Origin of the sequence: Ferrovibrio sp., from assembly GCF_017994015.1 — a bacterium.
In the GTDB taxonomy this organism is placed as follows: domain Bacteria; phylum Pseudomonadota; class Alphaproteobacteria; order Ferrovibrionales; family Ferrovibrionaceae; genus Ferrovibrio.
The window spans coordinates 1-14,560 of record NZ_JAGOLP010000033.1; the positions used below are offsets into that span (position 1 = coordinate 1).

General features: G+C 63.8%; 12 protein-coding genes. 3 read left to right on the forward strand and 9 right to left on the reverse strand.

The window, feature by feature from the left end:
• Positions 1-267: 50S ribosomal protein L11 methyltransferase (locus KBB36_RS14565; RefSeq protein ID WP_290982279.1), on the forward strand; the 267-nt coding region annotated here is incomplete at its 5' end.
• Positions 268-302: 35 nt separating this feature from the next.
• Here the strand turns inward: KBB36_RS14565 and KBB36_RS14570 are convergent.
• Positions 303-866 carry a DUF1127 domain-containing protein gene (locus KBB36_RS14570; RefSeq protein ID WP_290982282.1) on the reverse strand — a complete coding sequence of 188 codons (564 nt, stop codon included), beginning with the start codon at positions 864-866 and terminating at the stop codon, positions 303-305.
• 373 nt (positions 867-1,239) lie between these two features.
• Entirely contained in the window at positions 1,240-1,611 is a 372-nt protein-coding gene (locus KBB36_RS14575; RefSeq protein WP_290982285.1) for a DUF1127 domain-containing protein, read from the reverse strand.
• A gap of 165 nt (positions 1,612-1,776) precedes the next feature.
• Between KBB36_RS14575 and KBB36_RS14580 the strand changes: the two genes are divergently transcribed.
• Positions 1,777-3,789 (forward strand): aminopeptidase P family protein, encoded by a 2,013-nt coding sequence (locus KBB36_RS14580; RefSeq protein ID WP_290982288.1) that lies wholly within the window; start codon positions 1,777-1,779, stop codon positions 3,787-3,789.
• A 15-nt stretch (positions 3,790-3,804) separates the two neighbouring features.
• On the opposite strand, the gene KBB36_RS14585 is transcribed toward KBB36_RS14580, so the two are convergent.
• The 4 genes from KBB36_RS14585 to KBB36_RS14600 form a co-directional block, all read right to left on the reverse strand.
• On the reverse strand, positions 3,805-4,503 hold the full coding sequence (locus KBB36_RS14585) for a 3'-5' exonuclease (RefSeq protein ID WP_290982291.1): 699 nt from the start codon (positions 4,501-4,503) through the stop codon (positions 3,805-3,807).
• Positions 4,504-4,506: 3 nt separating this feature from the next.
• Positions 4,507-6,645 carry an NAD-dependent DNA ligase LigA gene (gene ligA, locus KBB36_RS14590; protein ID WP_290982294.1) on the reverse strand — a complete coding sequence of 713 codons (2,139 nt, stop codon included), beginning with the start codon at positions 6,643-6,645 and terminating at the stop codon, positions 4,507-4,509.
• Between the two features lie 192 nt (positions 6,646-6,837).
• Positions 6,838-8,529 carry a DNA repair protein RecN gene (gene recN / locus KBB36_RS14595; RefSeq protein ID WP_290982296.1) on the reverse strand — a complete coding sequence of 564 codons (1,692 nt, stop codon included), beginning with the start codon at positions 8,527-8,529 and terminating at the stop codon, positions 6,838-6,840.
• Positions 8,530-8,539: 10 nt separating this feature from the next.
• Positions 8,540-9,382: an outer membrane protein assembly factor BamD gene (locus KBB36_RS14600; protein ID WP_290982298.1), complete on the reverse strand. Its 843-nt coding sequence runs from the start codon at positions 9,380-9,382 to the stop codon at positions 8,540-8,542.
• Positions 9,383-9,799: 417 nt separating this feature from the next.
• Between KBB36_RS14600 and KBB36_RS14605 the strand changes: the two genes are divergently transcribed.
• Entirely contained in the window at positions 9,800-10,204 is a 405-nt protein-coding gene (locus KBB36_RS14605; RefSeq protein WP_290982300.1) for a helix-turn-helix transcriptional regulator, read from the forward strand.
• Between the two features lie 129 nt (positions 10,205-10,333).
• On the opposite strand, the gene lpxC is transcribed toward KBB36_RS14605, so the two are convergent.
• The 3 genes from lpxC to ftsA all read right to left on the reverse strand — a co-directional run bounded on the left by lpxC (position 10,334) and on the right by ftsA (position 14,543).
• Positions 10,334-11,302 (reverse strand): UDP-3-O-acyl-N-acetylglucosamine deacetylase, encoded by a 969-nt coding sequence (gene lpxC / locus KBB36_RS14610; RefSeq protein WP_290982303.1) that lies wholly within the window; start codon positions 11,300-11,302, stop codon positions 10,334-10,336.
• A gap of 165 nt (positions 11,303-11,467) precedes the next feature.
• Positions 11,468-13,186: a cell division protein FtsZ gene (gene ftsZ, locus KBB36_RS14615; RefSeq protein WP_290982306.1), complete on the reverse strand. Its 1,719-nt coding sequence runs from the start codon at positions 13,184-13,186 to the stop codon at positions 11,468-11,470.
• Between the two features lie 115 nt (positions 13,187-13,301).
• Complete coding sequence (gene ftsA / locus KBB36_RS14620) at positions 13,302-14,543, reverse strand: cell division protein FtsA (protein ID WP_290982309.1); 1,242 nt, start codon at positions 14,541-14,543, stop codon at positions 13,302-13,304.
• Positions 14,544-14,560: the final 17 nt, after the last annotated feature.

Here is a 14,560-nt window from a genome sequence, read left to right on the forward strand (position 1 = left end):
CGCATTCACTGCCTGGTGGCCAGCAATCCGCTGGATAAGCGGCTGCCGGGGCCGTTTGATCTGCTGGTGGCGAATATCCTGGCCGGGCCGCTTTGTGCGATGGCGCATGGACTGGCGGCGCAAGTGGCGCCGGGCGGCCATCTGGTGCTATCCGGCCTGCTGGCCAAGGAAGAGCGCCGGGTGGCGGCGCATTACCGCGCCCAAGGGCTGAGCTTTTCGGCCCGCCTGCCGCGCGAGGGCTGGCACACGCTGATCTTCAAACGCTGAATATCAGGCGTGCAGCCGTCGCAGGCAAATCAAGCTTAGGCAACAACCTTGCGGCCAAGCAGCGGCAGCTTGAAGCCGGCATTTTCGTTGGCGGCATCGCTGGCGGCCTGGGCCGCATCCAGCTTCGGCGCATGCGGGCGATAGATGTCGCCGGCCACCGCCGCCGGGATTTCCGAGCGGGTCAGGCCCATGTCATACAGGGTGCGGTCGTCGAGGCCATAGAGCTCGGCCATCGCCGCCTGACGCGCCAGCGCCGCCTTGATCCGGGCGGTGATCGGCGCAAACAGGCGCTCGACCAGCTTGGTGGCCTGGTAGATCACTTCGGCAAAAGCCTCGGCACGCTGGTAGCGCACATCGGCCTCAAGCTGGCGCAGGTCATAGGCCGGTACCGGGGCGGCAACCGGCTCAACGCTCGACGCCGGTGCCTGAGTGGCAAAGCTGCGCTTGACCCAGCCAACGAAAGCCACGGCGGCCGAGGCCAGCGCCTGGGTCCGCAGGCGGCGGGCATAGGCTTCCACCTCAACCATGGACAGCAGGCGGGGATCGCGCAGTTCAGCGATCAGCGAGGCGGTTTGGCTATCGATATTGTTGGTGCTCATAACGTGTCTCCTATGGGCTGGGACGGACACTCGAATCTCGACTGCGTTCCCGCCCTCAAACTCTGACCACCATATTGCAGTGCAGCATTTGAAATTCAATAGAGAAAAATTGAATTTTTTGGGAAAAATTTTTGTCGCTTATAAAATATATGCCGCGATGCACAATTAGGCAGCGGCAGCACTAAAATGAAGCACTAGTAATAAATTGTTACGGAAATAAAAAAGCCGGGCCGGTCTGTTTTCGGAGTACTCCGATTCAGACCTGGCCCGACTTTTGGGGGAGGAACTTAAACTCTGTTACTCGTGTACTCTGCTTACTGTTACTTCACTTTCTACTTACTCAACTCACTCTACTTACCGTGCGAGCTTGGTATCAGGCGGCGTGGCGCGGGACCAGACGAACCACCTGGGCCACCGACTGTTCAGCGGCGGCGTTTTCGTTCGACGCCAGCACCGGGCGGCTGACGCCACCGGTAACCGCCGCCGGAATCTGCGAGCGCGACAGACCGATATCGCGCAGCATGGCATCGTCCAGGCCGTACAGCTCTTCCATGGCGGCGCGCTGCGCACGCCAGGCATTCAGCTTGGCAACCAGGGTCTTAAGCCCTTGCAGCGCCTTGGGGGCAAGCTGCGCCACCGCTACGGCGCGCAGGCGGCGCGCCTCGGCTTCCACCTCAACGGTGCTGAGCGGAGCAATCCGCGCACCATAGGCATAAGCAGCGGTTTCATTACGGGCGGTAAACATTTTCATCTCCATTTGTAGGGCCGTCTCGTTCGCGGCCACGAGGTGAATATTGCGCTGCACACTGAAATCAACAATCTCTTATATTCGAGTGCTGCAATGCAAAAAACGCATGGGTCCGAATGCCCAGGATGGACGCCCGTTAACCGAATGCTCATACTTGATGCCATGAACGCTCCCCTGCCCTCGCCGATCACCGACCTTTCCATTGACCTGGCCGCCCTGCCGCCGGCCCTGGCCGCCCACCTGCGCGGCATTGCCGCCGCCCCAGCGCCTTTTGGCGGTTTTCCGGGCTTGCGGCTGCTGCCGGCGGATCCCGCCCTGGCGCCCGATAAGGCCGCCGCACTGGTGGCTTTGCTGGCGCGCAACTATGCCGCCGCCATCGAGAATCGCGCCGCCGTGGCCGCCCGGCTGACAGCCTTGCGCGCCGAATTGGCGCGGCGCGGCCTGGCTGGGCTGATCATCCCGCTGACCGACGAATTCCATGGCGAATATCTGCCGCTGCGGGCGCAACGGCTGACCTGGCTGACCGGCTTCACCGGTTCGGCTGGCCTGTGCATCGTGCTGCCCGAGCGCGCCGCTTTGTGGAGCGATGGGCGCTATACCCTGCAATTACGCCAGCAGGTGGATGCCGGGCTGTTCGATTTGCTGCATATCACCGACCAGCCGCCCAGCGACTGGCTGCGCAATACACTCAAACCAGGCCAGAAGCTGGCCTATGATGCCTGGCTGCATACCGAGGATGCGCTGAGGCGTTTCGCTGCCGCTGCCGCTGCGGCCGGCGCCGAATTGGTGGCGGTGCAAGACGGCAATCCGCTGGATGCGGTTTGGGCCGACCAGCCACCGCCGCCGCTGGCCCCGGTGGTGCCACAGCCCGAAGCTTTTGCCGGCCAGGCTTCGGCCGAAAAACGTGCTGCTATCGCCGCAAATCTGCGCCAGCAGGCCGTGGATGCAGTGTTGCTCACCCTGCCCGAATCGATCTGCTGGCTGCTCAATATTCGTGGCGGTGATGTGAAACACACGCCCTTCGCCCTGGCCATGGCTTTGCTGCACCAGGATGCCACGCTGGATCTGTTTGTGGATGCGCGCAAGCTGGCGCCTGAGACCTCGGCGCATCTCGGCCCGGATATCCGCATCCAGCCGCCCGAAGCCCTGGATGCCGCATTGGATGCGCTCGGCGCGGCCAAACGCTGCGTGCAGGCCGATCCGGCCACGGCCGGCGCCTATCCGTTGCAGCGGCTGGAACAGGCCGGTGCTCGGCTCAAGCGCGCCGACGATCCCTGCCTGCTGCCAAAAGCCTGCAAGAATGCCGTGGAACTGGACGGCATCCGTGCTGCGCATCTGCGTGATGGCGTGGCGATGTGCCGCTTCCTGGCCTGGCTCGCACGCGATGCGCAGGATGGCTCGGTCGATGAACTGGTGGCGCAGGACAAGCTTGAAGCCTGCCGCCGGCTGGATAACAGCCTGCGCGATCTGTCCTTCACCTCGATTTCCGGCGCCGGCCCGAATGGCGCCGTGGTGCATTATCGCGCCACGCCGGAAACCAACCGCAAGCTGGAACCGGGCAATCTCTACCTGATCGATTCCGGCGGGCAATATCCCGATGGCACCACCGACATCACCCGCACCATCGCCATCGGCACACCGACGGTGGAGATGCGCGAGGCTTTCACCCGGGTGCTGAAAGGCCACATCGCCATCGCGCGGGCAAAATTCCCCGATGGCACCGCCGGCCAGCAGCTTGATGCCCTGGCGCGTTATGCGCTGTGGCAGGCCGGGCTGGATTACGACCATGGCACCGGCCATGGCGTCGGCGCCTATCTCTCGGTGCATGAAGGCCCGCACCGCATTTCCAAGACCGGCAGTATGGTGGCGCTGAAACCAGGCATGATCGTATCGAACGAGCCAGGCTATTACAAAACCGGCGCCTTCGGCATCCGCATCGAAAATCTGGTGGCAGTGCGGCTGGAGATTGAGCGGGCCGAGAATGGCAAAGCTTGGTATGGCTTCGAAACCCTGACCAGAGCGCCGATTGACCGCGCCCTGATCGAGCCGGCTTTGCTAAGCCCGGAAGAAATCGATTGGGTGAATGCCTATCACGCCCAGGTGCAGGCTGATATCGCGCCGCGCCTCGATGACGATACACGCGGCTGGCTGGCAACGGCAACGGCGCCACTCTGACGGCGCCGGCAAGCTTCACATCCCGCCCCTGAGCCAGGGCGGCGGGCGGTGGCGGCGGAAGCTGGCCTGGCGGTCGCGTGCCGATGAACAGGCTTCGTAATAGTCGCCCTCCAACCGCCCGGGCGTGATGCCCCAGCGCGGCAGCATGTCAGGCAAGGCCGCGCCCTGCGCTGCCAGCAACGCGATATTGGCGCAGGCGGCAGCATCGCTATCGGCGGCATGGTGGCGCAGATCAAGCCCAAGATGCGCCGCCACGGTGGCGAGTTTGTGATTCTCCATTTCGGGCCAGGCGGCGCGGGCGATCTTCACCGTGCAAAGAAACCCGAAGCCCGGCGCGGCAATGCCATAATGCTGCAAGGCGGCGCGCAGCACGCCGATATCGAAAGGCGCATTATGCGCCAGCAGCAGCGGCGTGGCTTCAAGATGCGGCGCCAATTCATCCCAGATGGCAGGGAATTCCGGCTCATCCTCCACATCGCACGGCTCGATGCCATGAATGGCGATGAAACCCGGGCTGAAGCGCATGTCATGCGGCCGCACCAGCCGATGCGCCACCCGCGCCACCCGGCCGGCAACGATCCAGGCCAAGCCGATGGAACAGATGCTGCCGGCGCTTGGACTGGCGGTTTCAAAATCCAGCGCGATGGCCGTGGCGCCAGTCACTTCGGCCAAAGTGGGAATGGCGATCTGGCGCAGATGGCTTTCGTCACGCATCGCTCAGCCGCCGATCAATGCCAGCCAATCATCCTCGCTCAGCACCGCCACGCCATGCTTCTGCGCTTCGGCCAGCTTGCTGCCGGCGCCAGGGCCGGCAACCAGATAATCGGTTTTTTTCGAGACCGAGCCGGCCACCTTGGCGCCAAGCGCCAGCGCCCGCGCCTTGGCTTCGTCGCGGGTGAATTTTTCCAGCGTGCCGGTGAATACCACGGTCTTGCCGGCCACCGCCGAATCCTGGCGCGGTTTCTCGGGCGGGATAACCGCGCGCAATTCCAGCAGCAGGTTTTCAATCACGGCGCGGCTTTGTGGCCGGGTGCAGAAACCGACAATGGCGGCGGCGACAATCTCGCCCATGCGATCAATGCTGTTGAGATCAAGCCAAGCTTCGCCGCTCAGGTCTTTGGCCGCATCCATGGCATCGAGCCAGGCGCGCGGGTCGCTGTAATGCATCGCCACCAGGCGGGCACGCTCCTGCCCGACATGGCGGATGCCAAGCGCATGGATCAGACGATCAAAACCGATTTCGCGACGCTGCTCGATGGCGCGCAGCAAGTTAGCCACTGAAAGCTCGCCATAGCCTTCCTTCTTCATCAATTCGTCAGCAAAGCGGCCCAGCTTGAAGATATCCGCCGGCTCGCGCAGCCAGCCCCAGTCGTAGAAAGCGGCAATCTGCTTCTCGCCCAGGCCCTCGATATCAAAGGCGTTACGCGAGGCAAAATGCCGCAACCCTTCCATCGCCTGGGCCGAACAGCTTACACCGCCGGTGCAACGGCGACGTGCATCGGCTGTGCCGGCTTCGTCCACCTCACGCTCGGCCGGCGCTCCGCAGACCGGGCAGCGGGTGGGAAATACAAACGGCTGTGCATCGGCCGGGCGGCGTTCCGGCACCACCGCCACCACCTGCGGGATCACATCACCGGCGCGCTGCACGATCACGGTATCGCCCACACGCACATCCTTGCGGGCGATTTCATCCTCGTTATGCAATGTGGCATTGGAAACCAGCACGCCGCCCACATTGATCGGCTTGAGCTTGGCCACCGGCGTGAGCGTGCCGGTGCGGCCAACCTGGATTTCGATATTCTCCAGCAGCGTCTGCGCCTGCTCGGCGGGGAATTTATGCGCGATGGCCCAGCGCGGGCTGCGGCTGACAAAACCAAGCCGCTCCTGCCAGTCAAGCCGATCCACCTTGTAGACCACACCATCGATATCAAATGGCAGGCTGGCGCGCTGGGCGCCAATCATGGCGTAATAATCAAGCAATTCCTCGGCGGAATGACACAGCCGCACCGGGGCATTCAGCGTGAAGCCCCAATCGGCCAGTTTGTCGCGCGCCGCCTGCATGGTGGCGCCCAGCGGTTCGGAAACCTCGCCCCAGAAATAGCCGAAGAAACGCAGCGGGCGCTGCGCCGTGATCTCCGGGTTAAGCTGGCGCAGCGAACCGGCCGCGGCATTGCGCGGATTGACCGGAATGCGGATAGCGGCGGCGGATAGCCCCTTGGACTCGCGCTCGCGCGCCAGATCTTCCTGCGTCTGGCGGAAAGCCAGGAAGTCGGCGCGGGTCATGTAGACTTCGCCGCGCACCTCCAGAACATCGGGCCAGCCGCTGCCTGTCAGGCGATGCGGCACGCCATGGCGCAGCGTCTTGATATTGGCGGTGACATCCTCGCCCTCCTGGCCATCGCCGCGGGTGGCGGCACTAACCAGTTCGCCCTTCTCATAACGCAGGCTCGCCGACAGGCCGTCAATCTTCGGCTCGGCGATCAGGCTCAGCGCGTCATCGGGGCCGAGATTGAGGAACCGCCGGATACGGGTGAGGAATTCCGCCACGTCGCCGGCCGAGAAGGCATTGTCGAGCGAGAGCATCGGCCGGGCATGGCGCAGCTTGGCGAAACCCGCAGCCGGCGCAGCACCCACCCGCATGGCGGCGCCGCCCAGGGTGCGAAATTCCGGGAAACGCTGCTCGATCTCGTCCAGGCGCCGCCGCAGCGCGTCGTAATCGGCATCGGAAATGCTGGGCGCATCCTGCGCGTGATAGCGCTTGTCATGCTCGGTGATTTCGGCTTCCAGCCGGGCATGCTCCAGCTTCGCCAAACGTGGCGACAAATCCTCGACCGGTTTGGCGCGCTGGCGGCTCATGCGGCGAAACCATAAACTTCATCGTCATGCCCGGGCGCAGACCCACGGCTATCCGGCTTAACTTCTGACCGACTGAGCCTCCCCTGCGTCGTCATGCCCGGGCTTGACCCGGGCATCTCTGCACATGGCGCCGGCAGGGATCGCCGGGTCAAGCCCGGCGATGACGAGGGGAAATTAAACCAGAGCGGCATATTATGCCTGCTGCAACAGCAATTCATCCGCAGCGGCGCGGGCGGCATCGGTGATGGTGGCGCCAGCCAGCATGCGGGCGATTTCCTCGCGCCGCTCATCCTGTTGCAGCGGCATCACTTCGGTCAGCGTGACCCGCGCCTTGGCCGGGCCGCTTTCGCGCTTGGCAATGCGCCAATGCCGTTCGCCCTTGGCCGCCACCTGCGGCGAATGCGTCACCACCAGCACCTGCACTTTTTCGCTGAGCCGCGCCAGCCGCTCGCCCACTGCCGCCGCCGTGGCGCCGCCAACGCCGCGATCCACTTCATCGAAGATCAGTGTGCCGGCATCGCCGCGCCCGGCCAGCACCACGCGCAAGGCCAGCATGAAGCGGCTGAGTTCACCGCCCGAAGCGATCTTGGCCAGAGAACCCGGCGCGCTGCCTGGATTGGTGGCGGCCAGGAAAATCACCCGGTCGGCGCCATCAGAGGCCCATTGTTCGGGCGGCAAGGTTTCCACACTGGTCTGGAATTTGGCCGTGCCGAGCTTGAGCGGCGCCAGCTCGGCCGCCACGGCCTTGTCCAGCTTGGCGGCAGCCTTGCGCCGCGCCGCGCTGAGCGCTTCGGCCTGTTTGGCAAAAGCGGCGCGCGCCGTATCGGCGGCCTGGCGCAATTTCCCCAGGCTGGCCGCCTGATCGTCGATCAGCGCCAGCTTGGCGGCAAAATCCTCGGCCAGTTGCGGCAGCGCCGCCACCGCCACACTGTGTTTGCGCGCAGCGCCACGCAAGGCAAACAGCCGCTCTTCCACCCGCTCCAGCCGCTGCGGATCAAGATCAAGCCGGCGCGTGGCTTCATCCAGCGCCTGGGCATATCGCGCCGCCTGATCCAATGCCGCCTCGGCGGCCTGCATGGCTTCATCAAGCTGGCCACCGGCACGATCCGCCACCCGCTCAAGTGCCCGCAGGCTGGCACGCAGCCGGCTCTCCACGCCATTGCCCTTGTCGCCACCAAGCAGTGCGGCTTCGGCTTCCTGCATCGCCGTGGCTAGCTTTTCGCCGGCCTGCAACTGGCTGCGCTGTGCCGCCAGTTCATCCTCCTCGCCGGGCAATGGCTTGAGCGTTTCAAGCTCAGCCACCACATGGCGCAGATATTCCTCGTCGCGCTGCGCCTGTTCGGCCGCCGCCTCGGCTTCCGCAAGCGCAGTTTCGGCATCACGGAAGTTGCGATACAGCCCCTTGAGCGCCGCCGCATCTCGGTTCAGTCCGGCATAGTCATCCAGCAAGGCGCGATGCACGGCGCTGTCGGTCAGACCCTGCTCGTCATTCTGGCCGTGGATTTCCACCAATGTGTCGCCCAGCCGGCGCAGCAGGCCGATGCTGACGGCCTGATCGTTGACGAAGGCGCGGCTTTTGCCGTCGCCACTCACCACGCGGCGCAGCACAATGCCTTCTTCTGCTGCTTCCAGGCCCTGTTCGGCCAGCAGGGCAAAGGCCGGATGTTTCGGCGCCACGTCGAAGGCTGCCGTCACCACGCCCTGGGCCGCGCCACTGCGCACCAAGCCGGCATCGGCACGACGGCCCAGCGCCAGGCCCAACGCATCCAGCAGGATGGATTTGCCGGCGCCGGTTTCGCCGGTCAACACACCCAGGCCGGCAGCCATATGCAGATCCAGCCGCTCGATCAGCACGATGTCGCGGATGCTCAGATGGGTCAGCATCGCGGCGCGATCAGAATAGCCGACTGAGCCAGGAGCCTTCCTTGGCCTCAGGGCGCATATCCTTGCCGGTCAGCATGGCATAGGTGTCGATATACCATTCGCTGCCCGGATAATTATGGCCCAGCACGGCAGCGGCATTCTGCGCCTCCTCCACCACGCCCAGGGCAAGATAGGATTCAGTGATCCGATGCAGTGCCTCCGGCACATGCGAGGTGGTCTGGTATTTCTCCACCACCACCTTGAAACGGTTGATCGCCGCGATGTATTGGCCCTGGCGCAGATAATAGCGGCCGATGGTCATTTCCTTGCCGGCAAGATGATCCCGCGTCAGATCGATCTTGAGCCGCGCATCGCGGGCATATTCCGAGGTCGGGAAACGCTGCACCACATCATTCAGCGCATTCAGCGCCTTCTGCGTGGTGCCCTGGTCGCGCGCCACATCGGCAATCTGCTCGTAATAGCTGATCGCCTTGAGATAATAGGCGTAGGGTGTGTCCTTGTGGCCGGGATGCAATTGCAGGAAACGGTCCACCGCCGCAATCGCATCGTCATACTGATTGCGCTGGTAATAGGCATAAGCCGCCATCACCTGCGCCTTGGTGGCCCAGGTGGAATAGGGATGCTGGCGCTCCACTTCGTCGAAACTATTGGCCGCCGCTTCCCAATTGCCGCTATTGGCCTGATCCACGGCGCGATTGTAGAGCTTGTCAACCGGCTCCTCGACATACGGCTTTTCCTCGGCAGCACAGGCCACCAAAGCCGTCAGCAGCAAGCCGCTGAACAGCAGGCGACCGGGCTTTGCCAGCCGGTCCAGAAGCGCGCCCAGAATCGAGTTTTCAACGGATATCGACATGGCGTCATCTGTCTCATGCCGGGGGGGCAAAATCAAGCCCGCCTCCTGGTTCGAGTCTTCTGCGGCGTTCACCGCCATAGTGGTATCTAAATACCGCGATTGTTTCTTGAATCCGGCAAAACACCTTCTGATTACGCCTTTAGAACTACGTCCGATTTCGTTCCAATCCGACAGAATCCCAAAGGTGGTACCACCAATAGCTGTAAGGTGTATACTTACGAACGATTTTCTGGAGTGGGGAATTAGCCTACAACATGTTTCATGCTCAAGTTGGTTCTGCCCGCTGGCCGGGTGGATCAACAGGAACAAACCGACCAAACCGCCCGGGTGACCGGGTAGCCAAGGCAGCCGGGAGATCGTTACCCCACCCTGCCGGCTTGGCTCGGATAGACTTTTAGAATCAAAAGGATGCTGTCGATGGGAAAGATTGCCACGCGGGTTGACGAATATGTTGGCGAGCGCATTCGTGCCCGCCGCACCGAGCTGGGTCTGACCCAGGAAGAATTGGCCAACGCCCTGAAGATTTCCTACCAGCAGGTGCAGAAATACGAGACTGGCGCCAATCGCGTCAGCGCTGGCCGGTTGTTCGAAGTGGCCCAGCGCCTGCAAGTCGAAATGGCCTATTTCTTCGAAGGCCTGGAGCAGAAGCTGGAAAGCCGCCCGATGGAACATGGCGGCAAGAACCGCTCCACCATCGAACTAGTGCGCAATTTTGCCGAGATCGAGGACAACACCATCCGCTCTGCGGTGGCCGGCCTGATCAAGAGCATTGCGCAGCGCAACAAGGATGGCGCCGATATCCTGGTTGGCGGCGACGACTGAACAACGCCTCCCTCTCTTGCAGAAAAGCCGCCGGTCCCACCACCGGCGGCTTTTTTGTTACCTGCAACAGATACAATAAAGGCCGCCGGTTTCCCTGGCGGCCTTTATTGATTCAGGACGTGGACTTATTCAGAGCGCGGCCTCGGCGGCAGCGCGGATGCGGGTGCCCAGCTCTGCCGAACGCAGCTGATCGGGGATGCGGAAATCCGGCAGGTCACGGCTCTTGGGATAGGTGGTCCAGGCAAAGGCCGACTTGTCGGCGAACAGGGCCTGCAACAGGCGGTTATTCAGCGCATGGCCGCTGCGGCAGCCTTCATAACGGCCGAGGATCGGGCCACCGGCAAGATAAAGATCGCCCAGCGCATCCAGCGCCTTGTGGCGCACGAACTCGTCGTCATAACGCAGGCCGTCATCATTCAGGATGCGGTCGGCGCCAAGCACCACGGCATTCTCCAGCGAACCGCCGCGCGCCAGGCCCATGGCGCGCATCTGCTCCACTTCCTGCACAAAGCCGAAAGTGCGCGCGCGCGCCAGATCGGCCTTGAAACGGCCCGGGGCAAGGCGGAATTCCGCCACCTGGCGACCGATCATCGGATTGGCGAATTCGATTTCAAAGCCCAGGCTGAAATCATCCGCCGGCAGCAAGGCAGCGCTGGCCTGGCCTTCGCGCACTTCTACTGGCTTGAGCACCTTGAGATAGCGGCGCGGTGCCACCTGGTCGATCAGGTCGGCGCATTCGATCAGGAACACGAAGGGGGCCGAGGAGCCATCCATCACCGGCACTTCCGGGCCGTCGATCTCCACCACCACATTATCCACGCCAAGGCCGGCGAAAGCCGCCATCAGATGCTCCACGGTACCAACCGCCACACCTTCACCAGCGCTGACCGTGGTGCAGAGGCGCAGGTCGGAAACCTGATCGTAGCGGGCGCGCACCAGCGGCTGACCCGGCAGATCAATGCGGCGGAACACCACGCCGGTATCCGGCGCCGCCGGGTTCAGCGTCATGGTAACCTTGGCGCCGCTATGCAGGCCGATGCCGGAACATTTGATACGATTCTTGAGGGTCTTCTGCGCCGTCTTGCCGGAAGTGAGCACTCGGGAATCTCCTCATCGAATCGGTGGGCCAGAAATGGCCTTCCGCAAACAACTACGGGGATGGTTGTAGCAACCATCCCCGCTTTGTCACAAATCACTCTTCGTAACCAATTGTTTCGCCTGAGCGACCCCGTAAGCTATTGGCAGAATTGAGATTTTTCAACCTCAATTGGCCTGGCGGCGCAGGAAGGCGGGAATATCCAGCAGGTCATCCTGAACCCGGCCTGCGGTCTGCCCCAAGCCCTGCGGCGCTGCCACACGCTCAACCACCGGCTGCGCCGGCAATTCAGGCGCCGGCACAGCGGCAACCGGCGCGGGCGCCGCCTGCGGCCGTGGCGTGGTCTGGCGCATCACCGGCGGGGTGAAATGCGGCTCGGCCTGGCGTGGCGCCTGGCCCTGCTCCACCGGTGCAGCATTACGGCCAAACATGCGGCCAAAGATGCCAGCGCCCTTGCGCGGTTCGGCCCGCACCATTTCGGCTTCGTTGAACAGACCGGTCTGCGGCGGCATCGGCGCCTGCTGGATCGGCGCCTGCGGCACCGGATTGACCTGCACCGGGGCTTGTGGCACCGGCGCAACCATCTGGCTGGCGGCAATTTCCGCCTGCGCCACCAGCGGCGCCGGCATTTCGGCCTGCGCATGGTTGATCTCTGCCACCGACGCGGCATTCACCGCTTCCATGGCTGCTGCAAAGGATGCAGCAGGCTCTGCAGCGGGCGTCTGCACCGGCGCCTGGATTGGCGCTTGGGCCACAACAGGCTGAACCGGCGCAGCCTGGACCGGCATGGCCTGAGCCACGGCCGGACGCGGCGCCTGCACCGGAGCCTGTACTGGCGCCGGCTGGGCGGCAACCGGGCGCGGCTGGCCCAGCGGCGCCGGGGTGATCAGGCGCAGCTTCGGCTCGGTATTAACCTGCGCGGCAGCATCAATGCCGGTAGCCACCACCGAAACGCGCATGCGGCCCTGCATGTTCGCATCCAGAGTGGAGCCGACAATGATATTGGCCTCGGGATCAACTTCCTCGCGGATGCGATTGGCCGCTTCATCCACCTCAAACAGGGTGAGATCGGGGCCGCCGGTGATGTTGATCAGCACGCCGCGCGCGCCCTTCATCGAGATGTCGTCCAGCAACGGGTTGGCAATAGCGCGCTCGGCGGCCTCGATGGCGCGATGTTCGCCATCGGCCTCGCCGGTGCCCATCATCGCCTTGCCCATCTCGCTCATCACAGCGCGCACGTCGGCGAAATCCAGGTTGATCAGGCCCGGCATCACCATCAGGTCGGTGATGCCGCGCACGCCGGATTGCAGCACGTTGTCGGCCATCTTGAAGGCATCGGCGAAAGTGGTCTTCTCATTCGCGATGCGGAACAGGTTCTGGTTCGGAATGATGATCAGCGTGTCGACATATTGCTGAAGCTCGCGGATGCCGGCATCGGCCAGCTTCATGCGCTGGCTGCCCTCAAACGAGAATGGCTTGGTCACCACGCCCACGGTCAGGATGCCCAGCTCCTTGGCGGCGCGGGCAATCACCGGCGCGGCGCCAGTGCCGGTGCCACCGCCCATGCCGGCGGCGACAAAGGCCATATGGCAGCCTTGCAGATGCTCGGCGATGGTTTCCATCGACTCTTCCGCCGCGCCGCGACCAACATCCGGCCGGGCGCCGCAGCCCAGGCCCTGGGTCAGCCCGACACCAAGCTGGATGCGCCGCTCGGTGAGCGACATGTTAAGCGCCTGCGCATCGGTATTGGCGGCGACGAATTCGACGCCTTCAAGCTGCGAGGCGATCATGTTGTTGACGGCGTTGCCGCCGGCGCCGCCAACGCCGAACACGACGATGCGGGGCTTGAGTTCCCGCGTGGCAGGCATGGTCAGATTGATACCCATCACTAAATCCTCCAGGGTTAGAAGTTGGATTGACCGAGAAAACGCCGGCTTGCAAGCGGCGCTTGCGATCGCGCATGGATGCTGGTTTTTTTGAACATCATCGTTTCCATGCCACTCAGAAATTTGCCCGCAACCAGCGGCCGATTCGTGCGAAGGTTCCTGCCGTTTCCGGTTCTGGCTCCTCCAGACGGATCACCCGCTGTGCCTGCTCCTGCAAGGCGTAGGTGAGCAGGCCGGCACAGGCCGAGAAGGCCGGGCCGCCCGTTGCCTCGGCCAACCCACCCACGCGGATCGGACGGCCGAGGCGAACCTGTTTGTCGAGTATGCGCGCCGCCAGTTCGCGCACCCCTTGCAACTGGCTGGCGCCGCCGGTGAGCACCACGCGGCGGCCGGCCAGCTTTTCGAAGCCGGATTCCACCAGCCGCTCGCGCACCTGCTCCAGCGTCTCTTCCACGCGCGGCTTGATGATGCCGGTGAGGATCGAGCGCGGCACCGGATTCTGCGCATGCTCCTCGGTCTCGCCGACCTGGGGCACGTCGATCATCTCATTCTCGTCGGCCTGGCTTGGCAGCACCGTGCCGTACAGCGTCTTGAGCCGTTCGGCATGGGCCAGCGGGGTGGACAGGCCGCGCGCGATATCGTTGGTGACATGCGCACCGCCCAGCGGCACCACGTCAACGTGCACAAGCTGGCCATCATAAAATACTGCAAGGCTGGTGGTGCCGCCGCCCATGTCGATCAGGGTGACGCCCAGATCCATTTCATCCTCAACCAAGCAGGCGAGCCCGGAAGCGAATGGCGCGATGACGCGGCCGGAAAGCCGCAGATGGCCGCGCGCCACGCAGGTGGCCAGGTTGCGGATCGGGCCTGAGGCGGCGGTGATGACGTGCATGTTCACGCCCAGCCGCTCGGCCGCCATGCCGCGCGGTTCCTTGATGCCGCGTGAGCCGTCGATGGTGTAGCCAACCGGGATCGAATGCAGGATTTCCCGATCACCGGGCTGATCCAGCCGGCGCCCCTGCTCCAGCACGCGGGCCACATCGGCATCGCTCACCTCATGGCCGTCGATGGCCATTTCCACGCCCATGGTGTGGCTTTGCGGGTTGCCGGCGCTGATGCTGACAAACACATCGCGGATGGTTTCGCCGCACATCCGCTCGGCGGTTTCCACCGCTGCGCGGATCGAGGCTTCCGCCGCATCCATGTCGATCACGTTGCCCGAGCGCAGGCCGCGCGCCAGTTGGTGGCCAATGCCGATCACCCGCAGCGCACCTGCATCGGCGCGAGCGATAAAACAGCAGACCTTGGATGAGCCCACATCCAGGCCGGCGATCAATCCGTTGCGCGATACCGCCATGTGCCTCTTCCCCTCTT

Bases quoted from the DNA above. Each gene is read 5' to 3' on its own strand.
- KBB36_RS14575 (WP_290982285.1), bottom strand. From the start codon at position 1,611: ATGTTTACCGCCCGTAATGAAACCGCTGCTTATGCCTATGGTGCGCGG.
- ftsA (WP_290982309.1), bottom strand. From the start codon at position 14,543: ATGGCGGTATCGCGCAACGGATTGATCGCCGGCCTGGATGTGGGCTCA.
- KBB36_RS14585 (WP_290982291.1), bottom strand. From the start codon at position 4,503: ATGCGTGACGAAAGCCATCTGCGCCAGATCGCCATTCCCACTTTGGCC.
- KBB36_RS14580 (WP_290982288.1), top strand. From the start codon at position 1,777: ATGAACGCTCCCCTGCCCTCGCCGATCACCGACCTTTCCATTGACCTG.
- KBB36_RS14600 (WP_290982298.1), bottom strand. From the start codon at position 9,382: ATGTCGATATCCGTTGAAAACTCGATTCTGGGCGCGCTTCTGGACCGG.
- KBB36_RS14570 (WP_290982282.1), bottom strand. From the start codon at position 866: ATGAGCACCAACAATATCGATAGCCAAACCGCCTCGCTGATCGCTGAA.
- KBB36_RS14605 (WP_290982300.1), top strand. From the start codon at position 9,800: ATGGGAAAGATTGCCACGCGGGTTGACGAATATGTTGGCGAGCGCATT.
- recN (WP_290982296.1), bottom strand. From the start codon at position 8,529: ATGCTGACCCATCTGAGCATCCGCGACATCGTGCTGATCGAGCGGCTG.
- ligA (WP_290982294.1), bottom strand. From the start codon at position 6,645: ATGAGCCGCCAGCGCGCCAAACCGGTCGAGGATTTGTCGCCACGTTTG.
- ftsZ (WP_290982306.1), bottom strand. From the start codon at position 13,186: ATGGGTATCAATCTGACCATGCCTGCCACGCGGGAACTCAAGCCCCGC.